Below are 22074 nucleotides of genomic sequence, written 5' to 3'. Positions count from 1 at the left end.
CAGCGCCGCGCGCGCCAATAAAAAACGGTGCGATACCCTTGCGGACATCGCACCGATACGCGCCTCTCGCAGCAGCGTGAAAAAGATTCTAAAGCTGTTCTAACTGCACCGTTCGTTTAGAACGAGTGCTGGATACCTGCGTAAACACCGGTCTGGCTGTGGCCAGGCGTCGGGTTTTCGTTGTATGCCGCACCGCCCGTACCCGGATCGGCAGCCGTACCGCCAACCGTACCGCCCGCGCCTGCGTTGTTCGCATCGAGGCCGAAGTTAGCCGTCTTGCTGTTACGCACCGTAGCGATCTGGATGTCGAGCAACGTACGCTTGGACAGGTTGTACGAACCACCAATCGTGTAGATGTTCGCGTTGCCTGCACCGTTGTTCGCGTTCACGTGATACACGGCTGCGATCAGTGCTGCGGCCGGCGTAGCTTGCCACGTCACGCCACCCCATTCCTGGTCGGTCGTCGTCGGCGTGCCGATAGGTACACCCGTTTCGCCCGAAGTACGCGCACCCTGGTACACAGCCTGAATCTTGAACTGACCGAGGAACACGTTCACGCCGGCGAAGTATTCGCGGCCGAAGCTGAACGGACCGTTGACCGAACCCGAGGACGGATCGCCGAGGCTGCCGTTGACGTTGTTGCGGATTTCGTCGTACAGGCCACGCACCTGGAACAGCGAGTTCGTGTAGGTCAGTTGCAAGCCGTCTTCACGACCCGGTGCAGCTGTGCTCGGGGTGCCGCCGCCGCCGTTAAACGACGTGGAGTTCGAGAAGGAGTACTGGCCGTACACGTCAAAGCCACCGAACTTCGGCGACTGGTACGAAACGTTGTTGCTCGATTGCGGCCAGTTGCGGCCACGGACCAGCGACGCCGACGACCAGTTCGATTGACCGAACGGGTCGAAGTCCCACACGCCATTGGAGATGAACAGTTCGCGACCGAGGAGCAGGGTACCGAACTGGTCATTCGAACCGCCGACTGTCGCCCAGCGATTCCAGAGAGAGCCGGCCGAGCCGAGTGCGCCGGTCGCCGTGCTGAAGGAGCCTTCCAACTGGAACAGGATCTTGTTGCCGCCACCGATGTCTTCGACACCCTTCATGCCCCACAGGCTCGTGCCCCAGTCGCCGCTTTCAAGGCGGACACGCGACGTGGAACCGTTGTAGCTGTTGTTCGGAAGGCCGCTGATGTATTCGACACCCGCATCCAGACGACCGTACAGCGTCACGCTGCTTTGAGCGTGCGCAACTACACCGGCCGACATCAGCGCCGCGGCGAGTAATGCTTTCTTCATCTTCTCCTCCATACCCTGTCAAAAGAAAAACCCAGTACTGCGAATGGTGTCCGGACGCCAGAGGTGCCGAACAGAAATCCGTACCAGGGAGACGGTTTGGGTCGAACGGGGTGTGTTGTCATAACGATGCAGCCTGGGGCTGTCTTTGCGTCATGCCGATCCCTCGTTGACCGGTATCTCCTCTGCGTGTTTTGAAGTGAAACTACTTTTAATCAACTTTGTTTTGGTACTTTGGTTACTAATTTATCAAAAATACCCCTCGATGGGAGAAGAAATTGGTCTTGGGTCGCGCAGGTGTCTCCAAATTGCAATAGTGGTGTGCTCAAGCACTCACGGCGGCGTCCCAAAAACACCATGAAACCCTTGTCTGACAAGGGAATCACGGTTCGCCCGAGGCAACCTTAAGGATTGCCACTATTGACGCTGCAAAACGGTGGGAGTAGAGCAAAAAACGGGATGTTGGTGCGGTATTTGGGACATTTGACGACCCAAAACGCAAAGCGAACATGAAAAAAGGCGCTGTTTGAAAGCGCCTTGTAATACTACATTGACTACAGCCGTTGTCCTAAACGTTGTTCCAACGTTATTTGAGGCTGCCGGAGAGAAATTGCCTGAGCCGTTCGCTCTTCGTGTTCCTGAATACTTCGTCGGGATGACCCTCTTCTTCGACCCGGCCCTGATGCAGGAACATCACGTGATTCGACACGTTGCGGGCGAACGCCATCTCGTGCGTGACGACGATCATCGTGCGGCCTTCCTCGGCGAGCGTCTGCATGACCTTCAGCACTTCGCCCACCAGTTCCGGGTCGAGCGCGGAGGTCGGCTCGTCGAACAGCATGACGTCGGGATGCATCGCCAGCGCCCGTGCAATCGCGACCCGCTGTTGCTGGCCGCCCGACAGATGCGACGGATACTGCTTTTCCAGCCGCGGCGCGAGACCGACCTTTTCCAGGTATTGACGGGCGCGTTCCTCGGCTTCGCGGCGCGGCAGTCCGAGCACGTGGACCGGCGCTTCAATGATGTTCTCCAGCACGCTCATGTGCGCCCACAGGTTGAAGTGCTGGAACACCATCGAGAGCCGGGTGCGCACGCGCTGCAACTGTTTGGGATCGGAGACTTTCAGCGCGCCGGTTTTGTCTTTCTGCGTACGCACCTCTTCGCCGTCGACGAAGATACGCCCGGAGTTGGGCTGCTCGAGAAAGTTAATGCAGCGCAGCATCGTGCTCTTGCCCGAGCCGGACGAGCCGATCACGCTGATGACGTCGCCGGCGTTCGCGCGCAGCGAGACGCCCTTGAGCACTTCGTTGTCGCCGTATTGTTTATGCAGCTCGTCGACGAAGAGCTTTTGCTTCCTGGTGTTCATGAGTCGGGGTCCTTGACGGCTTATTTGCCTTGCGGCCGCAAATAAGCGAGCCAGCGGCGCTCGGCGCGGCGGAACAGCCACACGAGCGTGAAAGAAATAACCAGGTAGAGCAGGGCAGCGAGGCCGAACGCGTTGAACGACTGGTAGGTCGCCGAGTTCACGTCGCGGGCGATCTTCAGGATGTCCGGCACGGTGGCGGTGAAGGCGACCGTCGTGGCGTGCAGCATCAGGATCACTTCATTGCTGTAGTAAGGCAGCGCGCGGCGCAGGGCGGACGGCAGGATCACGCGCCGGTACAGCGTGAACGGCGACATGCCATAGGCCCGTGCGGCTTCGATCTCGCCGTACGGTGTCGCCCGGATGGCGCCGGCAAAGATCTCCGTGGTGTACGCGCAGGTGTTCAGCGTGAACGCGAGCAGCGTGCAATGCATGCCGTCGCGGAAGAACGCGTTGGTGAGCTCGTGATTGCGGATCACTTCGAGGCTGTAGAGGCCGGTGTAGCAGAGCAGCAACTGCACGTAGAGCGGCGTGCCGCGGAACACATACGTATAGAGCCACACCAGACCCGAGAGCCACTTCTTCTTCGAGACGCGCGCGACCGAGAGCGGAATCGACAGGCAGAAGCCGAGGCCGATCGACACCACCAGCAGCCACAACGTGATCACGAGGCCGGTGAAGCGGTAGCCGTCGCTATAGAGGTAGTTGCGCCAGTATTCCTGAATGATCTCGATCATAGATCCGCCTTGCGTACGCCGGTCGAGTAGCGCTTTTCGAGGTACATCAGCACGAAGTTGGAGACCGTGGTGATGACGAGGTAGATGGCCCCCGCCAGCAGGGTAAAGAAGAAGAACCGCAAGGTGCCCTTGCCGGCGTCCTGGGAGGCTTTCACGACGTCGGCGAGGCCGATGATCGATACCAGCGCGGTGGCCTTCACCATCACCTGCCAGTTATTGCCGATGCCGGGCAGCGCGAAGCGCATCATCTGCGGGAACATGATGCGCGAGAACACCTGCCAGCCGGTCATGCCGTAGGCGTGGCCCGCTTCGAGCTGGCCGCGCGGCACGGCGAGGAACGCACCGCGGAAGGTCTCCGTGAAGTAGGCGCCGTAGATGAAGCCGAGCACCGCCACGCCGGCCACGAACGGGTCGATGTCGATCTGGTCCCAGCCGAGCAGGTCGGTCAGGTTGTTCAGGCAGATCTGCAGGCTGTAGAACAGCAGCAGCATCAGCACGAGGTCGGGGACGCCGCGCACGAGGGTCGTGTAGAGCGTGCCTACACTATAGGAGACCCGGTTTTTCGACAGTTTGGCCGCCGCGCCGAGCAAGCCCAGCACGAACGCGAACGCCAGCGACAGCACCGCCAGCTTGACGGTCTGCCAGGTGCCGTTGAGAAGCAACGGGCCGTAGCCTTGAAGGAACATATAAGGTCCTTGACGATGCGTGAAGTGCGCACCGCGAAAGACGCGGCCTGACTGCACCGCTGAGCAAATCATGACCGTCCGGCCGTTGCCGGCTGGACAGCGCGTTTTCCGACTGTATTACGAAGCTCGCGGCAGGCCCATGCGGGTCCGTCCCGAGTTCCGGATGTTGTGAGGCAGACTGGACGCGCGGCGCCCGGCCGGTTGGAGCGGTCGAAACCGACGAACCGGCCTTGAGCGGCCGTCGCTATTCTAGGCGGTCAAAATTGTCGTGCCGGATCGTTTTGCCCGGCCGTACAGGTCCGGCTTAGGTGGCCTGCGAGCGGGCCGCCCCTGCCTGTGCGTTTGCCTCGAAGACCTCGCCAAGGTTGTCTCCGTAGGACCGCACGCCTGAGTCTGCCCAAAAAGCGCGGTATTTTACCCGAACGGACGCACCATGCCAGTCCGGCGCTCCAGTACCCGGCAGCGCGGCCCTCGGCTGGCCTTGGGCCGCCCCGGTTGTGGCGGCCCAGGTCAGCGCAACTGGAGCGACGCGCCGATTGCCCGGATTTTTGGAACGATCCGGTGCGCCGGCGCGGGTTGTACTGGACGCCGTGTGCCCATACATTCTGGGCATCGCAATGCATCCCTACTGGAGAACCCTATGATCGAGATCCGCCGCTCCGACGAACGAGGTCACGCTAACCATGGCTGGCTCGACTCGTATCACAGCTTCTCGTTTGCCGACTACTACGACCCGGAGCACATGCACTTCGGACCGCTGCGTGTGATCAACGAAGATCGCATCGCGGGGGGCCAGGGCTTCGGCACGCATGGGCATCGGGACATGGAGATCGTGACGTACGTGCTCGACGGCGCGCTTGCTCATCGCGACAGCATGGGCAACGGCTCGACGATTCGCCACGGCGACGTGCAGCGCATGAGCGCCGGCACGGGCGTGATGCACAGCGAGTTCAACGCGTCGGAACACGAACCGGTGCATCTGCTGCAGATCTGGGTCTTGCCGCAGCGTGCGGGCGACCAGCCGGGTTACGAAGAAAAGCGCTTCGACGATGCCGACAAGCGCGGCCGTCTGCGTATCGTCGCGTCGCCGGATGGACGCGACGGCTCAGTGACGATTCATTCGGACGCGTCGATCTACGCGGCGCTCATCGACGGCGCCGAGCAGGCTGCGCTGCCGTTGCAGGCGGGCCGCCGTGCCTATGTTCACGTAGCGCGCGGCGCGTTGACGGTCAACGGCGAAGCCCTGGCGGCGGGCGATGCCGCCATGATCGTCGATGCCGCCGCGGTCACGCTCGAACAGGGGCGCGACGCCGAGGTGCTGGTGTTCGACCTCGGCGCGTTAAACGGCTGAGCGAATGACGCATTGAGTGATTGAACGGCCCAGGGACGACACCTGGCCACGTTGCCGCTGCCGCAACGCCGCCGCCGCAAAACAGAAACGCCACGGAAGTCTCTTCCGTGGCGTTTCTGTTTGCATGGCCGGCGCCCGACAGCGCGCCGGTCATGCACAGGCAGCAAGCGCTTACTGATTCGCTGCCGGGGCCGATGCCGCGCCCTGATGATGCTGCCAATGCTCGCGCATCTTTTCGTGACGCGCTTCCATCTTGGCCCAATGCTGCTTGAGGGCCGTGCTGACGATGGTCTTCTGCTTGTCGTTCAGGCCGTTGTAGAAGTTGAGCCAGGCTGCCGAGGTTTGCTCGCGCAACTGATGGTTCTGCTCTTCAGCCTTCTGATGCATGTCGTGCAGCGCGTTCAGATCGAGGATCGGCTGCTGCTGCAGCGCCTTCATCTGGTCGTGCATCTGCTTGTGGGCGGCGCGCGAGGCTTCACGATTCTGTTTCATCGTGTCGAGTGCGGCCTGCCACTGCTTTTCCTGATCCGGGCTCAGGTTCAACTGGCCGTGCAGCTTGTTCAGTTCCTCCTTGAACTCGCCGTGGTGATGCCAGCCGCCGGGACCGCCGGGGCCGCCCTGGCCGTCCGGTTGAGCGGCGTAAGCGCCGAGGCCAATGGCAAGCGATGCTGCGGCGACGGCGACGAAGCGTGACATTTTTGTGGACATGAATGGCTCCTTGTAATGGAATAGCCGACGATGCAAACACGGCAACAGAGGACGGGATGCATTCGGTAAGACACAGCGTAAAGACCCGCGACGTGCGCTGTGTTACCTGAGCGCGTGTCGCTATTACGCGACATTACTGGCGCCTTTCGCCGTAACACCCGGTAACCCTTTGCGGGGTGTCCGGCCCGGAAACCCAACCTCCTGGGCGTTAAACTTCATCTCATGGCTACTCAAATACTTGTCGTCGACGACGACCTCGAACTCCGCGATCTGTTGCGCGACTATCTGGCCCGCCAGGGCATTGAAGTGTCGGTGCTGCACGACGCCGGCTCGCTCGAGCGGCGGCTGGAGCGCGAGCGCCCGGATCTGATCGTGCTCGACCTGATGATGCCGGGCGTGGACGGCCTGACGGCGCTGCGCAAGCTGCGCGCCTCGGGCGACGACATTCCGGTGATCATGCTGACGGCGCGCGCCGACGACGTGGACCGCATCGTCGGCCTCGAACTGGGCGCGGACGACTACCTCGGCAAGCCGTTCAATCCGCGCGAACTGCTGGCGCGTGTGCAGGCCGTGCTGCGGCGCCGCCGCACGCTGCCGTCGGCGGCCGCGCCGGAGCAGCGCGAACCGTTCACGTTCGGCCGTTTTACGCTCGACTTCCAGTCGCGCACGCTGAATCTCGAAGACAAACCGCTGACCTTGTCCGGCAGTGAGTTCGCGCTCCTGAAGATTTTCGTCAATCACCCAATGCGCACGCTGACTCGCGAGCGCCTGCTCGAATTGCTGCATGGTCCGGAATACGACGGCACCGACCGCGGCATCGACGTGCAGGTCTGGCGTCTGCGCCGCATCCTCGAAACCGATCCGTCCACGCCGCGCTTCATTCAGACCGTTCGCGGCCGCGGTTACGTGTTCGTGCCGGATGGCGAACAGCATGCGCCGACCCATTGATTCACTGTTCGGGCGGCTGGCGTTGCTGGTCGTCGGGGTGCTGCTGCTGTCGCATTTCGCGGGGTATGCGCTGTTTCGCCTCGAGCGCAGCCAGTTTCAGAACCGCTATGCCGTAGAAGAGGCCACCTTCCTCGTCGACGCCGTGCGTCAGCACGTCCTGCATACGCCGGATCAGCCGTTGCCTTCGCGGGTGCGGCTGGTCGATCCGTCGAGCAAGGATGTGCCGGCGCTGCAAGAGGGTTCGAATACACCGCTCAACCACTTCCTCGAGGACGTGCGCGACCGCATGCCGCCGGGTACCCAGGTGCGCCTCGGCGAACCGGGCAAGCCGCCTACCTTGTGGGTGCGTCAGCCGAGCGACGCCGACTGGATCGTCGTGCCGGTTCAGCCGCTGCGTCCGCCGCGTTCGGTGGACCGCATGGTGCTATGGCTCACCATCATCTTCACGTTTGCCGTGATGGCCGCGCTCTTTGCGGCGTGGCAATTGCAGCAGCCGTTGCGCTCGCTCGCCAGCGCGGTCGCCCGCTTTGGCCGCGGCCAGCCGGTGCCGCCGGTGCCGGAGCGGGGCCCGCGCGAATTGCGTCAACTGACGCATGGCTTCAACCAGATGGTGCAGGAAGTGGCGCGCACGGAGAACGATCGCGCCGTGATGCTCGCGGGGGTCGCGCATGATCTGAAGACGCCGCTCGCGCGGCTGCGCCTGCGCGCCGAGATGATGGACGAGGTCAAGGTGCGCGACGGCGTGGTGCGCGACGTCGATTCGATGACGCATATCGTCGAGCAGTTTCTGGTGTTCGCTCACGACGGCGCCGATCGCAGCGAAGCCGTCGAAGTGGATGCGCAGTGCGAGCGTGTGGTGCGCAGCTACCGCGCGGTGGCGGCGGGCGCGGCCACCGTGCTGACCGATCTGAAGGCGGGACCGGGCTTCCTGCTGCCGGCCGCTACGCTCGACCGCATTCTGTCCAACCTGCTCGACAATGCGCATGCCTATGGCGCGCCGCCTGTCGTGCTGGCGACGGCCCGCACGTCGGCGGGCTATACGTTGTCGGTGCAGGACAATGGCGGCGGAATTGCGGCGCAGGACCTGATCAACGCGAGCCGGCCGTTCGTGCGGCTCGACCCGGCGCGCGGCGGCAACGGCCACAGCGGGCTGGGGCTGGCGATCGTCGAACGGCTGGTGCGGCGCGCCGGCGGGGAATGGGAACTCGGCAATCACGGCGGGCGCGGCCTGCGGGTGTTGATGACGTTCCCGTTCGAGGCCGTGCCGCGCGTGAATTCAATGTCGGAAAGCGCGTGGTCGTGATGCGGTAGCGGTGGATTACTCCGAAAACAGCGTATTCAATGCGTTGGCCGCTTCGCTGTCCACCGTGTTCCACGTCACGGTCTCGGCTTCGAAAATATAGTGCGTCGTATATTTGCCGAGGCGCGTGAGAATCTCCTCCTGAATCAGCTCCGGCGCCACCTCCAGCTTCAGATACCACGCGGTCGACGATAAGCGCGTCTGAAAGGCGCCGTACTCGGCCAGCAGATGGTCGAACGCGTCAGCATCGTGATCGCGGCAAACAATGACCAGATTTCCCTTCATGCATCTCTCCCGATAGAGCGGTAACAACAAGCTTCGTATGAAGGTTGATCATACCTGCTTGGCTCGGGCGTGTTAGCACATGGTGCGCGGGCGGCGCGTCGGCGCCGGTCCTCACCAGGTCGTGGCGGCGGTGCGCGCCGGCGGCGCGGTGTCGTCCGGCGGCAGCGCCTCGGTGCGGTCGCGGCCGCCGGTTTTCGCGGCATAGAGGGCGAGGTCGGCGCGGCTCATGATCCGCTCGGGCAGATCTTCCGGCGACAGTTCGGTGATGCCGATGCTCACGCTCAGGTTGGCGGAGGCCGGCAGCTTGGTCGACGGCACCGCCTTGAGCCGGGTGCGCAGCCGTTCCACCACGTCGCGGCCGCCTTCGAGTGCGGTGGCCGGCAACAGGATGCCGAATTCCTCGCCCCCCAGACGGCCGATCGCATCGCTGCCGCGCAGTTCGGCGCGACAGGTATCGACGAAGTGCTCGAGGGCGCGGTCGCCGGCGGCGTGGCCGAAGCGGTCGTTGATCTGCTTGAAGTGATCGAGGTCGGCAATCGCCATGCACAGCGGCTCGCCGCCTGCGTGAGCGCGTTCGATTTCATGCCGCAGCAGATCGAGGAAATAGCGGCGCGACAGCGCGCCGGTCAGCGCATCGTGACGGGCCTCGGCGGATAGCAGCGTATTGGCCGATTGCAACTGCTCGGCGAGGTCGCGCGTCGCACGATGGTGGCGCCGCTCGCGCACATAGGACACCGTAATCACCCATGCCAGCGCCGCGGTGCCCGCGAGCGTCAGAAACACCAGCAGGCGGTCGCGCTTATGGTTGCGCAGCAGTTCGGGCCAGGCGGCGAGCGGATCGACCAGATGGGCGGACAGTCCTGAGTTGAGACCGCCGCGCCACTCGTAGAGCGCCGGCTCGGCGCGCTCGCCCATGCCGAACAATTGCATCGCGATGTCCGTCGGCACCCACGGCGCCTGCTCGCGCACCGGTTGCATGTCCGCCTGGATCGGGACGTTCGGAAAGTCTTCGTGGCGATAGATGTTCTGACGTTCGACGCTGCTCATCTGCTTGATGTGCCCATCCGGCAGGACATGGCCTTCCAGCGCGCTGTTATGGGCCATGATGATCACGCCGTTCTCGTCGGCCACGAAGGTCCCTTCGTGGGCCACCCAGTGGCGCAAGCGCGAAATGCCGACCTTGGCGATCACCACCCCGACCAGCACGCCGTCGTCATACACCGGCGCGGCGATGAAGATGCCCGGTTCGCCGCTCGCGCGGCCCACGCCGTAGGCCTCGCCGAACGCGCCCAGCAGCGCGTTGGAGAGATAGTTGCGCCCGCGCATGTCGATGCCCACGAAGTTGCGGCTCTGCGTGTTGCTGGACGCGACGCATAAGCCGTTGGCGTTGACGAGCCAGATCGAGTCGAGTCCGGAGAAGCCCTGGGCGTCGTGCAGGAAGTTGCTGACGGCCACCAGTTCCGGCACCTTGAGCAGGTTCGCGTGCAGTGTAGCGGCCGGCACGGCGCTACTCACGGCATAACCTTGCGACTGCGCAAGCGCGCGCTGGACGACGTTGATTTCCGCCATCGTGGCCGGAATGGCGCGGGACATGGAGAGGTCGCTGGCGATCACTTCGGCCATGTTGTCGACGATCGACGAAGACATCTGCCGTTGCGCGCGCAGCGCGGCATCGAGTTCCTGCTGAACCATGCGGTCCGCGATCATGCCGGACGCGAGCCAGCACGCGACCACGACCAGCGCGAAGCTGAGCGGTCCGATGGCCTGGCGCAAGGAATTCCTGTTCATCGACTCTCTGATCCGTCTGACTTTGGGTTGCAACAAGGTCAATCGTTGCAGCGCGCCGGCGCTGAGTCGTTGCTGCGGGCAGCGGGCAATCCGCGGCGTGTCCGGTCACGCCAGGTTCGCTCCTTTTACCTGGCTGACCGAAACCATCCGCCCTGTCTCGATTTTAACCGCCAGGTGGCGCAACGCCATCCGTTATTGCGACTCGGCGCACGCCATCAGGTAATTAACGACCATACGAGTCCCTTTCTGAACGGGGGTGCGGGTTTTCCAGATGTCGCACGGCACGCCCCCGGACGGCCCGGCCGGTCGCGCGGCGTGGCGTGCCGTGCGACTGATTTGCCCCGAAAGGTTGTGCCTGAAACACAGGTTGTAGTAGTGTCGTGCCGTCCAAAACAAGGAAAGCTCGCCAGCCTTCGGGCGGCGCCTGCCCTGACAGGCGGCTGCAGCGGCGATCCGGGGTGTTTCGCCCAGGGTTCGGCCGCTGCCGGTCAATGTATCTCCGACGCTAACGACTACCGCGCATATGCTTGCTGCCACGCCTGATTTTCGCTTTCCGGACCGTTTTCCGGACCGTTCCGCCGGCCTGTTTGCCGTGCCTGACCGGCAGCCGGCAAGCCACGCCTGTCCCGCACACCCGGCGCCGTCCCGCGCGGCCTGTCTCCACCTAGCCTACGCAAACAGGAAGGGCGTCTGATGGACTTCAGTTTCGATCTGAAACGCACCGCCAATGCTTCCGCGTGGCGCCTGCTGCCCAACGGCTGGGACTTCGTCGCCTTTCCGCTGATCATCTGCGTGATCGCTTTTACGGCGATCGGCTTTCACCAGACGCTCGCGCCGATGTCGACGCTGAAGACCCAGGTCATCTCGCTCGACCCAACAAACCTGCCGGAATACGCGTTGCGCACGACGCTGCGCATGCTTGCGGCAATGGTGGCGTCGCTCGTGTTCACGCTGAGTTACGGCACGCTGGCGGCCAAGAGCCGCCGCGCGGGCCTCGTGCTGGTGCCGATTCTCGACATCCTGCAGTCGGTGCCGGTGCTGGGCTACATTTCGTTTACGGTCACGTTCTTCCTCGCGCTGTTCCCTGGACGCGTGCTGGGTGCGGAGCTGGCGGCGATCTTCGCGATCTTCACGAGCCAGGCGTGGAACATGACCTTCAGCTTCTACCAGTCGCTGCGCACGGTGCCGCGCGATCTGGATGAGGTCTCGCGCGGTTTTCACCTGACCGGCTGGCAGCGTTTCTGGAAGCTCGAGGTGCCGTTCTCGATGCCGGGCCTCATCTGGAACATGATGATGTCGATGTCGGGCGGCTGGTTCTTCGTGGTGGCCTCGGAGGCGATCACGGTGGGCAACAACACGATCACGCTGCCGGGCATCGGCGCGTATCTCGCCCAGGCCATCTCCGACAAGAACCTGCATGCAGTCGGCTGGGTCATTCTGACCATGACGGTTGTGATTCTGGTCTATGACCAGTTCCTGTTCCGTCCGCTGGTGGCGTGGGCCGACAAGTTCCGCATGGAGAACACCAGTTCCGGCGATGCGCCGGAGTCCTGGCTGCTCGACCTGATCCGCCGGACGCGCCTGATTCACCGTCTGCTGGTGCCGATGGGCTGGGTCTTCGCCAACGCTGCGCGGGTGCCGCTACGGATGCCGGCGTTCGCCCGTTTCAACTTCGCGCTGCCGCAGCGCCAGAAGTCGTCGCGCGTGGGCGATATCGTCTGGGGCATCCTGGTGATCCTGCTGACGGTGTTCGTGGTCTATCGCGTGATCTCGTATGTGCGGACCGGGGTCACGCTGGACGAAGTCGGCCACGTGTTCGTGCTCGGCCTGATCACCTTGATCCGTGTGCTTCTGCTAATCGCGATCGCCTCGGTGATCTGGGTGCCGCTCGGCGTGCTGATCGGGCTGCGTCCGGCGTTGGCCGAAAAGATTCAACCCGTCGCGCAGTTCCTGGCGGCATTCCCGGCCAACCTGCTGTTTCCGGTGTTCGTCATCGTGATCGTGCGCTTCCATCTGAATCCGGACATCTGGCTCTCGCCGCTGATCGTGCTCGGCACGCAGTGGTATATCCTGTTCAACGTGATCGCGGGCGCCAGTTCGTACCCGAACGACTACAAGGAGGCGGCGACCAACTTCGGCATTCGCGGTTGGCAGTGGTGGCGCAAGGCGATGCTGCCGGGCATTTTTCCGTACTACGTCACCGGCGCCATCACCGCTTCGGGCGGGGCGTGGAATGCCAGCATCGTGGCCGAGTTCGTGCAGTGGGGCGATACCAAGGTGGTCGCCCACGGTCTGGGTTCCTATATCGCGCAGACCACCGCCGCGGGTGACTTCCCCAAGATCATTCTCGGCATTGCCGTGATGTCCCTGTTCGTCACTTTGTTCAACCGCCTGCTGTGGCGTCCGATGTACGCCTACGCCGAATCCAAGCTTCGGCTCGATTGACAGGAATTTAAAGGCAAACCGCGATGCAAAATCCTAAAGCTGCCGTAACCGCCGCACCGGTCCAGACGCCGCCTATGCCTCCGCGCCTGGGTGAGGAGATTCTGTCCGTCAAGGACGTGTCCCGAGGCTTTAACAAGAACCAGGGCGAACTGCTGGTGCTCGACGACGTGAACCTCTCGCTGCGCGAAGGGGAGATCGTCGGCATGCTGGGCCGTTCGGGTTCGGGCAAGTCGACCCTGCTGCGGATCATCGCCGGCCTGATCCGGCCGACCGACGGCAAGGTGGACTACCTCGGCAAGCCGCTCGACGGTCCCGCCAAGGGCGTGGCGATGGTGTTCCAGACCTTCGCATTGTTCCCGTGGCTGACTGTTCTGCAGAACGTGGAAGCGGGCCTCGAAGCGCAGGGCGTGGGTGCCGGCGAGCGCCGCGAGCGCGCGCTCGCGGCCATCGACCTGATCGGTCTGGACGGTTTTGAAAACGCCTATCCGCGCGAGCTCTCGGGCGGCATGCGTCAGCGTGTGGGCTTCGCCCGCGCGCTGGTGGTCGACCCGACGCTGCTGCTGATGGACGAGCCGTTCTCCGCGCTCGACGTGCTGACCGCCGAAACGCTGCGTACCGACCTGCTGGATCTATGGACGCAGGGCCGCATGCCGATCAAGTCGGTGCTGATCGTCACGCACAACATCGAAGAAGCGGTGTTCATGTGCGACCGGATTCTGGTGCTGTCGTCGAACCCGGGCCGCGTGATCGCCGAGATCAAGGTGCCGTTCAATCACCCGCGCAACCGTCTCGATCCGGCGTTCCGCAAACTGGTGGACGAGATCTACGCCAAGATGACCGCGCGTCAGACCGACGAGTCCACCAAGAAGGGCCTGGAGCTGGGCAGCTGGCTGCCGCACGTGTCGACCAACCTGATGGCCGGTCTGATCGAAATGCTGGCGGCGGCGCCGTACCACGGCCGTGCGGACATGCCGGAAATCGCCCGTTCGTTGCATCTCGAGGTGGACGATCTGTTCCCGGTCGCCGAAGTGCTCCAGCATCTGGGCTTTGCCGACGTCCGCGAAGGCGACATTTTCCTGACGCCGCCGGCACGCGTGTTTGCCGAGTTCGGCACCCAGGAGCGCAAGATGATGTTCGCCGAGCATCTGCTGCGGCATGTGCCGCTTGCTTCGCAGATCAAGAAGGTGCTCAACGAGCGTCCGGGTCACCGTGCGCCGCGCGTGCGTTTCGAACAGGAGCTGGAAGATTTTCTGTCGGACAGCGCCGCGGAAGAGACGCTCGACGCGGTGATCAACTGGGGCCGTTACGGCGAGATCTTCTCGTATAACGACCAGACGGAAATCTTCAGTCTCGAGGACGTTGAGTCCTGATCCCGAGGGTCTAAACGAGGGAGTGCCGTAGAGGATTGCCGCAGAGGGATTGAAGCAGCAGTTGAAGCGGTATTCGAGGCGGTGTTTAAAGCGGGGCGGCGCGATTCGATCGGCCGCCCCGTTTGCGTTATTGCAGGTTGCCCCACCTTTCCACCGCCGGTTCGGCCGACGCCCATTTCCAGCCGCTGTCCTGCAGGCAGGCGCTGGCGGTGTACCAGTCTTCGTGCGCGCCGGGCTTGTCGCCGTCGGCCACCGAGAACACGAATTCCTTGCAGATGGCGAGCGCCGATGTGAACGCGCGCGTCACCCGCACTTCGCCATGGCCGTTCTCGATCGGCAGCTTGTGCTTGACGCTCCACGGCTTGCTGTCGCCCACCGGCATGCCGCCTGCCAGCGCGGCGATCTCGTTCTGCTGATCGCCGTGCATGGTGCGCATGTAGCGGTTCACGGCTTCGTCCGTGGCCGCCTGCACGGCGATGCCGACACCGATGCCGACCGCCGGGTTCGCCGTCACCAGACCCGAAGCGACGCCGGCCGCCGCGCCGCTCGCTGCGCCCACCGACGAGCAGCCGCTCGTCAGGACGCTGGCGCCGACGCACAGCGCGCCCGCCAGCACGAGCCGCAGGCTGACCGGCAGGCCGCTGCGTAGCGGCGGCACGGGCCGCGCGTCACGCGCCGTCACTGTCAGGCGCGGCTTCATTGCAGTGCGCCCCAGCGTTGGGTGGCGGGCTCTGCGGATGCCCATTTCCACGCCGTGCCGTCGCGGCAGATCGAGGCGACATAGAAAGCGCTGCTGGCCGGCTTGTCTTTGGTGGCGTTTTCGTCGACCGAGAAGACGATTTCCTTGCAGTCGAGTGCGCCTGCGCTGATGGTGCGGCTCACGGTGACGCGGCCGTGCGTGTCGTCTTCGATCGGCACCGTGTGGGTCACGCTCCACGGCGCGACCGCGCCGACGTCGAGCGGGCCCGCCACCTTGGCGATGCCGTCTTGCGTATTGCGGTGGACCACGCGTTCCGTGTACTGCACCCCGGCGCTGGCCGCGGCGACTACGCCAAGGCCTATACCGGTCGCAACCGCGGCGTTGCGGGTGACTTTGCCGGCGACCGCGGCGCCCGCGATACCGGCGCCCGCGGTGGCGGTTTCCGAGTAAAGCGAACTGCAGCCGCTCAGATTGGCGGAGAGTACTGCGGCCAGTGCGACGAACGATGCGATGCGCGCGCGCGGGACCCGTCGGGCCTCGTGCGCATGACTGTTGTTTGGTTTTTGCATTTCCCTGTCTGTGCTCCTGCCTCTGCCGTTCGTGCCGGCCGGTCGCGGCACGCTGGGCTGACGACGCGTCGCCTGCGACGCTGCAGCATTTTGCAGGATGCGTTTTGCAATTGGGATAGGGAAAATGCAAGCAATTGCAAAAGATGATGCGACGCGCAGCCTTTTCTGGCTTGGCTCAGCGCGCCTTGCCGTGTCGATCGGGCGCCGCTTGGGCGGGGACGAAGCCAAGCGGGCCTCAGGGCTCGCCGTCCTCCGGCGCGTCGTCGGTGCCGTAGGTGCTGAGCCGGTTGTAGAGCGTCTTCAGGCTCACGCCAAGGGCCTTGGCGGCACGGCGCTTGTCGCCGCCGCAGTACTTCAGCGTGCCGAGGATGATCTGCTTTTGCGCATCGGCCAGCGGCGTGCCGATCCAGACGCTCATCGCGTCGCCCTGGGTGACCGCCTTCTTCACGCGCGAGGCCAGATGCGGATGCGGCAATTCCACCGTTTTCTCTGCGAGGATGAAAGCGCGGTAGATGGCGTTTTTCAGCTCGCGCACATTGCCCGGCCATGACCACGTGCGCAGCGTTTCGATGGACCGTTTGCTGAAGCTCTTGCTGGTGCTTTCCTGTGTGTTTAGCGCGGCGAGGAAATGCTGCGCGAGCAGTTCGCGATCGCCTTCGCGTTCCCGCAGCGGCGGGGCGCGCAACGGAAACACCGCGAGCCGGTACATCAGGTCTTCGCGCAGGCCGTTTTCCTTCACGGCGACCGCGGGGTCGCGGTTGGTGGCCGCGATCACGCGCACGTCGCTGTGGATCAGTTCGTTGCCGCCGACCCGGTAGAACGTGCCGGTCTCCAGCGCGCGCAGCAGCTTCACCTGGCGCACCGGCGCCATCTCGGTGATTTCGTCGAGGAACAGGGTGCCGCCGTTGGCATGTTCGAAGTACCCGATGCGGCCCTGCACCGCGCCCGTAAAGCTGCCTTTTTCATGGCCGAACAGTTCGGCTTCGATCAGTTCATCGGGAATCGCGCCGCAGTTGACGGCGATGAAGGGCGCGTCCTTGCGGCCGCTGTGGTCGTGAATCGTGCGGGCGATCAGTTCCTTGCCGGTGCCGGATTCGCCGATGACGAGGGCGGTGGCGTCGGTGGACGCCACGCGTTCGATTTGATCGTATAAATCCAGCATCACGGGCGACGAGCCATACAGCAGACCGTACGATTTCAGTCCCGCGATGCCGTCCGTCACGCGCGACTTGCCCGGTGCCGCTGCGTCGCCGCCAGCGGTCACAGTGGGCGAGTCCAGATCGATTGACGCCATAACCAGGTTGTCCTGTGCAAATGTGTTCGATAGTGCCGCGCAGGCCTGTGCAGAGTGTGAGCCGCGCAAGGGCGATGGGTCACTATCTCATAAAAATTGATTTAACCATTCGTTGCGCACCACGACAATCCGCGCATTCACGAGCCGTCATGATCGACGCCTCGCGCTAACGATTGCGCGCCGACGCTGTCCAACCCCCATGACGTCTCGCTGCCGTTGTATGAGCGCCGAGGCGCTGATATGACGTGTCGAATGGCGGTGCCCGTCGGCAATATTGACCGTCAATGGCGGCCCGAATCGGCACCTTTGGCGGATGCGTAGATTCGCAACCCGTCACGCTAGCCTCGATGACTGATTATCGGGTACGCCGTTTGCAACGCTATAACTTTTTCGAACTGCGGCGCGCGTGCCGATGCCGTGCAATCGGTCACGCCACCGGGTCGCAGACGGACAGACAGGAGCGACGCATGACTCAAACTACGCAGCAACTGGAACTGGGGCGGCAAAAAATCGTTGAGGACTTGCGCGTACTACTGACGGACTCGGAGGAAATGCTGCGGCTCGCAGCGAATGTTCCGGGTGAAGGCGTCGGTGCGCTGCGCGAGCGCCTGAGTACGCATGTCGATACGCTGCAGACGGCGCTCGGCGACGCGCAGAACGCGGCGCAGCGGCGCTACCGTGTTGCGGCGGTGAATACCGAGCGCTACGTACGCCACAACCCGTGGCGAGCCATCGGCATCGCGGCGAGCGCCGGGTTTCTGCTCGGCGTGCTGGCGGCCCGTTAGCGTCAGGTGTTACGACTTACGCCTTAAGCCCGCGAGTGGGCTGCCTGACCTTTGTTCGATAGCACGCTGCCCCGGCATGCTGAGGCAACGGCTAGCACCGACTGACGAGACTCACGATATGGAGGATGCACCATGGCACGGCCCAAGATTGGCATTTTCGGCGCACTGGTCGCCGTCGGCGGTTTGCTGGCGTGGCGCTGGGCGCAAAAGCACCGGGCCTCGCAAGCCAATTTGAACCGCGACCTGAGCCGCTGGGAAGGCGAAGGCGGTGCCGTCGCGCCGATTGCGCAGGCCGCGCCGAACGTCCCGGCCGTCGTGCCGGGCAGCGCCGCCGGCGCGACGCCTCCGGGCGCGACCAACGGTGCGAGCCATCCGAACGGTCTCGGCGAAGCGTGGCCTTTTCCCCATAGTTGAGACGTGGCGGGGCGACCATTCCTCTTGCCCGGGAACGCACGGCAAGCGGGCCCGTAACGGGCCGCGCAATTGGGGCGCAAAAGGCGGACGGACCTGCAGTTTGTCTCGATAAAGCCGTATAATGGGCATTCATACAACAATAGCCCCGTTTAACCCTGCATCATGCAGGTATTGTTGCGAGTTCGTGCTAAGTCAGGTTTGGCGCCAGCACGATGGGCCGCATGCCATCCACAACCACAACTTTCGGGCTTTCGAGACGCGATGCCACACGTATTGATTGTTGATGACGACGCCAGTACCCGCGAGGCGCTTGCAACCATCATCGGGGAAGACGGCCTCACTACGGCCACTGCGGGCGATCTGCGCGAAGCGCGCATCCAGTTGGTCCGGCAAATGCCGGATGTCGTATTTACAGACCTGAAGCTGCCGGACGGCAGCGGGGTCGACCTGTTCGAAGACCTCGACCCGCGCTCGGGTGTCGAGGTGATCGTGATTACCGGCCACGCGACGGTGGAATCGGCGGTCAACGCGCTGAAAATGGGCGCGACCGACTACCTCGTGAAGCCGATCAACATGCAGCGCGTCAAGGCGATCCTGTCGCGCCTGCCGCGTCCCGGCGACCTCAAGGCCGAAATCGGCACCTTGCGCGGCGAGCTGCGCCGCATGGGGCGCTTCGGTCTCATGCTCGGCAATTCGCCGGTGATGCAGGAGGTCTACGACCAGATCAGCCGGGTGGCGCCGACGGCGGCCTCGGTGATGCTGGTGGGCGAGTCCGGCACCGGCAAGGAAGTGGCCGCGCAGACCGTGCACCAGTTGAGCCTGCGCCGCAAGCACGCGTTTCTCGCCGTGAACTGCGGCGCGATTTCGCCGAACCTGATCGAATCGGAAATGTTCGGCCACGAGCGCGGCTCGTTCACGGGCGCCGACCGTCAGCACAAGGGCTATTTCGAACGGGCCAACGGCGGCACGCTGTTCCTCGACGAAATCACCGAGATGCCGATCGAGTTGCAGGTCAAGCTGCTGCGCGTGCTGGAAACCGGCATGTTCATGCGGGTCGGCACGACCAAGGAAATCGAAACCGATGTGCGCCTGATTGCGGCCACCAATCGCGATCCCGAGCAGGCCGTGCTCGAAGGCAAGCTGCGCCTCGACCTGTATCACCGCCTGAACGTGTTTCCGATCAGCTTGCCGCCGCTGCGCGAGCGCGGCAAGGACGTGGACCTGCTGGCCCAATCGTTCCTCGACGACCTCAACGAGCGGCACAGCACGCGCAAGCACTTCCCGGCAGCGGTCAAGGAGATGCTGTTGTCGTACCCGTGGCCCGGCAATGTGCGTGAACTGAAGAACTACGTGCAGCGCGCGCACATCATGTCCGGCTCGGATTCGGACAGCACGGCGACGGTGCCGTTGCAGATCACGCTGTCGAAACCTGCGGCCGGCACGGCCATCACGATTCCATTCGGCACTTCGCTCGCCGAGGCGGACCGCCAGTTGATTCTCGCGACGCTCGAGCAGTGCGGCGGCGTGAAAACGCGTGCGGCGGAAATTCTCGGCATCAGTCTGAAGACGCTCTACAACCGGCTCGTCGAGTACGGCAACGATGCCAGCCGCGGCGAGGACGGCGACGTGCCGGACGAATCGCGGGCCTTGGGCGACGCCGACGCCTGATCTGCCGCCGCGGGGCGCGTGCGCCGCGGCATAGGCTTTGCTGTGTTCGGGTTGAACGCACACAAGGAACGACTATGCCGCTACACGCTCCCGCTCCCTCGCTCGAGGCGCATCGTCCCGAGCCGACCGACCCGCCCAATCCCAACGAACCCGACACCGTGCCGGACCCGACCCGCGAACCGGTCGAACCCAGTGCGCCGCCGATCGGCGATCCTCCGCAGCAACCCAATGAGACGCCGCATATTTCGCGCGCTGCAGTTCAGCACATGACGTTCTGACGCCACTTTCCAGACAGGCGGCCAGCCCATGACCGCCTTCCACGCTGCAAGCGTTCGTTTTGATGTACTTGTTACAAAGCGGACGACGCTTTTACCGGCAATTTGCCGCGGCGGGCCCTAGACTACATTCAGGTCGTCCAGCAAGGCGGCGGCTTCCCCAGGAGGCATCGATCATGAGACATCCGGCATTGCGGCGCTCCGCGCGCCACGCGAAGCGCGATTCGCGCCCCGGCAGCGGAGCAGGCGGCCCGCCATCGGGAGACCCGCCCGTAGGGCCGGATCCGGCAGGGCAAAACCGCATCGCGCCCAATGCGCCGCCGGACGGCGAGCACAACCAGGGCGGTGTGCGTCCGGAAGGTCTCGAATACCAGCGCGACCTCGGCTCCGAGCAGGACGCCTGACGGCTTTCGGCAGCCGTAGGCCACAAGCGGAAAGCGGAAATATTTTTTTGCAAGCGGCCTGCCGCAGGCGGGTTTGCGCTTGCCCGTCACATTTGCATACATTTTTATTCCTCCAATTTTGAGATGCGGCACGCGACTTGCATGCAGCGTAATGGCACATCCCCGCATGCAACGAACAAACTGAATGAGGTGGAGCACCAATGAGCAGATTGATCGTGGTATCGAATCGTGTCGCGCCGACGCAGGAAGGCCGCCCCGCAGCAGGCGGTCTTGCAATCGGTGTACTGGACGCCCTCAAGGAAACCGGTGGCGTATGGTTCGGCTGGAGCGGCGAGACGGTGGCGGAGCCGTCGCCGCCGGTGATCGAAAAGCAGGGCAACGTCACTTACGCGACGGTGGGTCTCACCAAGCGCGATTACGACCAGTATTACCGTGGCTTCTCGAACGCGACACTGTGGCCGACTTTCCACTATCGCAACGACCTGTCGCGCTTCGATCGTCAGGAGTACGCCGGATATTTGCGCGTGAACCAGACGCTCGCGAAGCAACTGAAGGAGATGGTCAAGCCCGATGACATCATCTGGGTGCACGACTATCACCTGCTGCCGTTCGCCAAGTGCCTGCGCGAACTGGGCGTGAAAAATCCGATTGGCTTCTTCCTGCATATTCCGTTTCCGGTGCCGGAAGTGCTGCGTAGCGTGCCGCCGCACGAAGAACTCGTGAAGGCCATGTGCAGCTACGACGTGGTGGGTTTTCAGACCGAGGCGGACCGCCAGTCGTTTGTCGACTATATCGAGCGCGGGCAGCACGGCACGTCGAGCGAAGACGGCATGGTGCATGCCTATAACCGCTTCCTCAAGGTCGCGGCCTATCCGATCGGGATTTATCCCGACGCGATTGCCAAGGCCGCCGAACAGTTCACCGACCGTAAGCCGGTGCGTAGCCTGCGCGACGGCATGCGTGGGCGCAAGCTGATCATGAGCGTCGACCGCCTCGATTATTCGAAGGGACTGGTCGAGCGCTTTCAGGCATTCGAGCGTCTGCTGCTGAGCGCGCCAGGTTGGCACGGCCGCGTCTCGCTGGTGCAGATCGCACCGCCGACGCGCTCGGATGTGCAAACCTATCAACGTATTCGTCAGACGCTGGAGGGTGAAGCGGGGCGCATCAACGGCCGCTTCGCCCAGCTCGACTGGACGCCGATCCAATACCTGAACCGCAAGTACGAGCGCAATCTGCTGATGGCGCTGTTCCGGCAATCGCATGTGGGTTATGTGACGCCGCTGCGCGACGGCATGAACCTGGTTGCGAAGGAGTACGTGGCATCGCAGGATCCGGCCGATCCGGGCGTGCTGGTGTTGTCGCAGTTCGCCGGCGCTGCCGAGCAGTTGCCGGGCGCGCTGGTGGTGAATCCGTTCGACCTGTCGCAGATGGCCGAAGCACTGGAACGCGCGCTGTCGATGCCGCTCGCCGAACGTCAGGCCCGTCACGCGGACATGATGGCGCCGTTGCGCGAAAACAATCTGTCGGTGTGGCGCGATACGTTCCTCGCCGACCTACGCAATGTCGCGACGGCATCTTCTGTGACGGCCAAAGCGGTAAAGCTCGCAGACGTGACGGCGACGTAAAGCGCTAGGTGATTGCGCGGCGAGGCGCTGGCGGGACGTATGCCGACGCAGCCTCGCGCACGCTGTCACG

General features: G+C 63.7%; 22 protein-coding genes. 12 read left to right on the top strand and 10 right to left on the bottom strand.

The genetic code is table 11. The features are described 5' to 3' along the window. Positions 1-116 precede the first annotated feature (116 nt). From BUS12_RS34775 to BUS12_RS34760, 4 genes are all read right to left on the bottom strand, one after another. Positions 117-1292 (bottom strand): porin, encoded by a 1176-nt coding sequence (locus BUS12_RS34775; protein WP_074302050.1) that lies wholly within the window; start codon positions 1290-1292, stop codon positions 117-119. 583 nt (positions 1293-1875) lie between these two features. Continuing rightward, positions 1876-2655, bottom strand: coding sequence for an ABC transporter ATP-binding protein (locus BUS12_RS34770; protein ID WP_074302049.1), 780 nt, complete (start codon positions 2653-2655; stop codon positions 1876-1878). Positions 2656-2675: 20 nt separating this feature from the next. Next, positions 2676-3389 (bottom strand): ABC transporter permease, encoded by a 714-nt coding sequence (locus BUS12_RS34765; RefSeq protein WP_074302048.1) that lies wholly within the window; start codon positions 3387-3389, stop codon positions 2676-2678. Next, a complete protein-coding gene (locus tag BUS12_RS34760; RefSeq protein WP_074302736.1) occupies positions 3386-4075 on the bottom strand; it encodes an ABC transporter permease in 690 nt (229 codons plus the stop codon). Before BUS12_RS34760 ends, BUS12_RS34765 begins: the two co-directional genes overlap by 4 nt. 640 nt (positions 4076-4715) lie before the next feature. On the opposite strand from BUS12_RS34760, the gene BUS12_RS34755 reads away from it, so the two are divergent. Next, entirely contained in the window at positions 4716-5426 is a 711-nt protein-coding gene (locus tag BUS12_RS34755) for a pirin family protein (RefSeq protein ID WP_074302047.1), read from the top strand. Between the two features lie 171 nt (positions 5427-5597). Here BUS12_RS34755 and BUS12_RS34750 read toward each other — a convergent pair whose 3' ends face one another. Beyond that, on the bottom strand, positions 5598-6134 hold the full coding sequence (locus BUS12_RS34750; protein WP_074302046.1) for a Spy/CpxP family protein refolding chaperone: 537 nt from the start codon (positions 6132-6134) through the stop codon (positions 5598-5600). Between the two features lie 222 nt (positions 6135-6356). On the opposite strand from BUS12_RS34750, the gene BUS12_RS34745 reads away from it, so the two are divergent. Continuing rightward, entirely contained in the window at positions 6357-7082 is a 726-nt protein-coding gene (locus BUS12_RS34745; protein WP_074302045.1) for a response regulator, read from the top strand. After that, positions 7066-8385 carry an ATP-binding protein gene (locus tag BUS12_RS34740; RefSeq protein WP_074302044.1) on the top strand — a complete coding sequence of 440 codons (1320 nt, stop codon included), beginning with the start codon at positions 7066-7068 and terminating at the stop codon, positions 8383-8385. Before BUS12_RS34745 ends, BUS12_RS34740 begins: the two co-directional genes overlap by 17 nt. Before the next feature lie 15 nt (positions 8386-8400). Here the strand turns inward: BUS12_RS34740 and BUS12_RS34735 are convergent, their stop codons facing one another. Together BUS12_RS34735 and BUS12_RS34730 are read right to left on the bottom strand one after the other, a co-directional pair. Further along, positions 8401-8667, bottom strand: coding sequence for a double-stranded DNA-specific endonuclease (locus BUS12_RS34735; protein ID WP_074302043.1), 267 nt, complete (start codon positions 8665-8667; stop codon positions 8401-8403). Between the two features lie 111 nt (positions 8668-8778). After that, positions 8779-10455 (bottom strand): sensor domain-containing diguanylate cyclase, encoded by a 1677-nt coding sequence (locus BUS12_RS34730; RefSeq protein ID WP_074302042.1) that lies wholly within the window; start codon positions 10453-10455, stop codon positions 8779-8781. Between BUS12_RS34730 and BUS12_RS38560 the strand changes: the two genes are divergently transcribed. The 3 genes from BUS12_RS38560 to BUS12_RS34720 all read left to right on the top strand — a co-directional run bounded on the left by BUS12_RS38560 (position 10427) and on the right by BUS12_RS34720 (position 14270). After that, positions 10427-10678: a hypothetical protein gene (locus tag BUS12_RS38560; RefSeq protein ID WP_143788573.1), complete on the top strand. Its 252-nt coding sequence runs from the start codon at positions 10427-10429 to the stop codon at positions 10676-10678. The two genes, BUS12_RS34730 and BUS12_RS38560, sit on opposite strands and share 29 nt — an antisense overlap. A gap of 470 nt (positions 10679-11148) precedes the next feature. Then, a complete protein-coding gene (locus BUS12_RS34725) occupies positions 11149-12900 on the top strand; it encodes an ABC transporter permease (protein ID WP_074302041.1) in 1752 nt (583 codons plus the stop codon). A 23-nt stretch (positions 12901-12923) separates the two neighbouring features. Next, a complete protein-coding gene (locus tag BUS12_RS34720) occupies positions 12924-14270 on the top strand; it encodes an ABC transporter ATP-binding protein (protein WP_074302040.1) in 1347 nt (448 codons plus the stop codon). A 127-nt stretch (positions 14271-14397) separates the two neighbouring features. On the opposite strand, the gene BUS12_RS34715 is transcribed toward BUS12_RS34720, so the two are convergent. The 3 genes from BUS12_RS34715 to BUS12_RS34705 all read right to left on the bottom strand — a co-directional run bounded on the left by BUS12_RS34715 (position 14398) and on the right by BUS12_RS34705 (position 16833). After that, on the bottom strand, positions 14398-14970 hold the full coding sequence (locus tag BUS12_RS34715; RefSeq protein ID WP_074302039.1) for a hypothetical protein: 573 nt from the start codon (positions 14968-14970) through the stop codon (positions 14398-14400). Further along, complete coding sequence (locus BUS12_RS34710; RefSeq protein WP_074302038.1) at positions 14967-15539, bottom strand: hypothetical protein; 573 nt, start codon at positions 15537-15539, stop codon at positions 14967-14969. The genes BUS12_RS34715 and BUS12_RS34710 overlap by 4 nt, the downstream gene beginning before the upstream one ends. 235 nt (positions 15540-15774) lie before the next feature. After that, positions 15775-16833 carry a sigma-54 interaction domain-containing protein gene (locus BUS12_RS34705; protein WP_074302037.1) on the bottom strand — a complete coding sequence of 353 codons (1059 nt, stop codon included), beginning with the start codon at positions 16831-16833 and terminating at the stop codon, positions 15775-15777. Between the two features lie 467 nt (positions 16834-17300). Here BUS12_RS34705 and BUS12_RS34700 point away from each other — a divergent pair, with 467 nt between their 5' ends. The 6 genes from BUS12_RS34700 (at position 17301) to otsA (ending at position 22004) form a co-directional block, all read left to right on the top strand. After that, positions 17301-17618 carry an ElaB/YgaM/YqjD family protein gene (locus tag BUS12_RS34700; RefSeq protein WP_074302036.1) on the top strand — a complete coding sequence of 106 codons (318 nt, stop codon included), beginning with the start codon at positions 17301-17303 and terminating at the stop codon, positions 17616-17618. A 132-nt stretch (positions 17619-17750) separates the two neighbouring features. Continuing rightward, positions 17751-18032, top strand: a complete 282-nt coding sequence (locus tag BUS12_RS34695; protein ID WP_074302035.1) for a hypothetical protein — start codon at positions 17751-17753, stop codon at positions 18030-18032. Positions 18033-18293: 261 nt separating this feature from the next. Then, positions 18294-19700: a sigma-54-dependent transcriptional regulator gene (locus tag BUS12_RS34690; RefSeq protein ID WP_074302034.1), complete on the top strand. Its 1407-nt coding sequence runs from the start codon at positions 18294-18296 to the stop codon at positions 19698-19700. A gap of 74 nt (positions 19701-19774) precedes the next feature. Beyond that, positions 19775-19978 (top strand): hypothetical protein, encoded by a 204-nt coding sequence (locus BUS12_RS34685; protein ID WP_074302033.1) that lies wholly within the window; start codon positions 19775-19777, stop codon positions 19976-19978. 173 nt (positions 19979-20151) lie between these two features. Next, the gene (locus tag BUS12_RS34680) at positions 20152-20379 is read left to right on the top strand and encodes a hypothetical protein (RefSeq protein ID WP_074302032.1); all 228 of its coding nucleotides are present in this window, start codon (positions 20152-20154) and stop codon (positions 20377-20379) included. A gap of 200 nt (positions 20380-20579) precedes the next feature. After that, a complete protein-coding gene (gene otsA, locus BUS12_RS34675; protein WP_074302031.1) occupies positions 20580-22004 on the top strand; it encodes an alpha,alpha-trehalose-phosphate synthase (UDP-forming) in 1425 nt (474 codons plus the stop codon). Positions 22005-22074: the final 70 nt, after the last annotated feature.

The sequence above is a fragment of the Paraburkholderia phenazinium genome (assembly GCF_900142845.1).
Lineage (GTDB): Bacteria > Pseudomonadota > Gammaproteobacteria > Burkholderiales > Burkholderiaceae > Paraburkholderia > Paraburkholderia phenazinium_A.
Note: the sequence above shows the minus strand (reverse complement) of the source record. Positions and strands in the feature narration are given on the sequence as shown.

Coding starts and splice junctions, on each gene's coding strand:
- BUS12_RS34700 (WP_074302036.1), top strand. CDS start 17,301: ATGACTCAAACTACGCAGCAACTGGAACTGGGGCGGCAAAAAATCGTT.
- BUS12_RS34730 (WP_074302042.1), bottom strand. CDS start 10,455: ATGAACAGGAATTCCTTGCGCCAGGCCATCGGACCGCTCAGCTTCGCG.
- BUS12_RS34760 (WP_074302736.1), bottom strand. CDS start 4,075: ATGTTCCTTCAAGGCTACGGCCCGTTGCTTCTCAACGGCACCTGGCAG.
- BUS12_RS34770 (WP_074302049.1), bottom strand. CDS start 2,655: ATGAACACCAGGAAGCAAAAGCTCTTCGTCGACGAGCTGCATAAACAA.
- BUS12_RS34735 (WP_074302043.1), bottom strand. CDS start 8,667: ATGAAGGGAAATCTGGTCATTGTTTGCCGCGATCACGATGCTGACGCG.
- BUS12_RS34720 (WP_074302040.1), top strand. CDS start 12,924: ATGCAAAATCCTAAAGCTGCCGTAACCGCCGCACCGGTCCAGACGCCG.
- otsA (WP_074302031.1), top strand. CDS start 20,580: ATGAGCAGATTGATCGTGGTATCGAATCGTGTCGCGCCGACGCAGGAA.
- BUS12_RS34690 (WP_074302034.1), top strand. CDS start 18,294: ATGCCACACGTATTGATTGTTGATGACGACGCCAGTACCCGCGAGGCG.
- BUS12_RS34740 (WP_074302044.1), top strand. CDS start 7,066: ATGCGCCGACCCATTGATTCACTGTTCGGGCGGCTGGCGTTGCTGGTC.
- BUS12_RS34775 (WP_074302050.1), bottom strand. CDS start 1,292: ATGAAGAAAGCATTACTCGCCGCGGCGCTGATGTCGGCCGGTGTAGTT.
- BUS12_RS38560 (WP_143788573.1), top strand. CDS start 10,427: ATGGCCTGGCGCAAGGAATTCCTGTTCATCGACTCTCTGATCCGTCTG.
- BUS12_RS34710 (WP_074302038.1), bottom strand. CDS start 15,539: ATGCAAAAACCAAACAACAGTCATGCGCACGAGGCCCGACGGGTCCCG.
- BUS12_RS34725 (WP_074302041.1), top strand. CDS start 11,149: ATGGACTTCAGTTTCGATCTGAAACGCACCGCCAATGCTTCCGCGTGG.
- BUS12_RS34750 (WP_074302046.1), bottom strand. CDS start 6,134: ATGTCCACAAAAATGTCACGCTTCGTCGCCGTCGCCGCAGCATCGCTT.
- BUS12_RS34705 (WP_074302037.1), bottom strand. CDS start 16,833: ATGGCGTCAATCGATCTGGACTCGCCCACTGTGACCGCTGGCGGCGAC.
- BUS12_RS34745 (WP_074302045.1), top strand. CDS start 6,357: ATGGCTACTCAAATACTTGTCGTCGACGACGACCTCGAACTCCGCGAT.
- BUS12_RS34685 (WP_074302033.1), top strand. CDS start 19,775: ATGCCGCTACACGCTCCCGCTCCCTCGCTCGAGGCGCATCGTCCCGAG.
- BUS12_RS34680 (WP_074302032.1), top strand. CDS start 20,152: ATGAGACATCCGGCATTGCGGCGCTCCGCGCGCCACGCGAAGCGCGAT.
- BUS12_RS34765 (WP_074302048.1), bottom strand. CDS start 3,389: ATGATCGAGATCATTCAGGAATACTGGCGCAACTACCTCTATAGCGAC.
- BUS12_RS34755 (WP_074302047.1), top strand. CDS start 4,716: ATGATCGAGATCCGCCGCTCCGACGAACGAGGTCACGCTAACCATGGC.
- BUS12_RS34695 (WP_074302035.1), top strand. CDS start 17,751: ATGGCACGGCCCAAGATTGGCATTTTCGGCGCACTGGTCGCCGTCGGC.
- BUS12_RS34715 (WP_074302039.1), bottom strand. CDS start 14,970: ATGAAGCCGCGCCTGACAGTGACGGCGCGTGACGCGCGGCCCGTGCCG.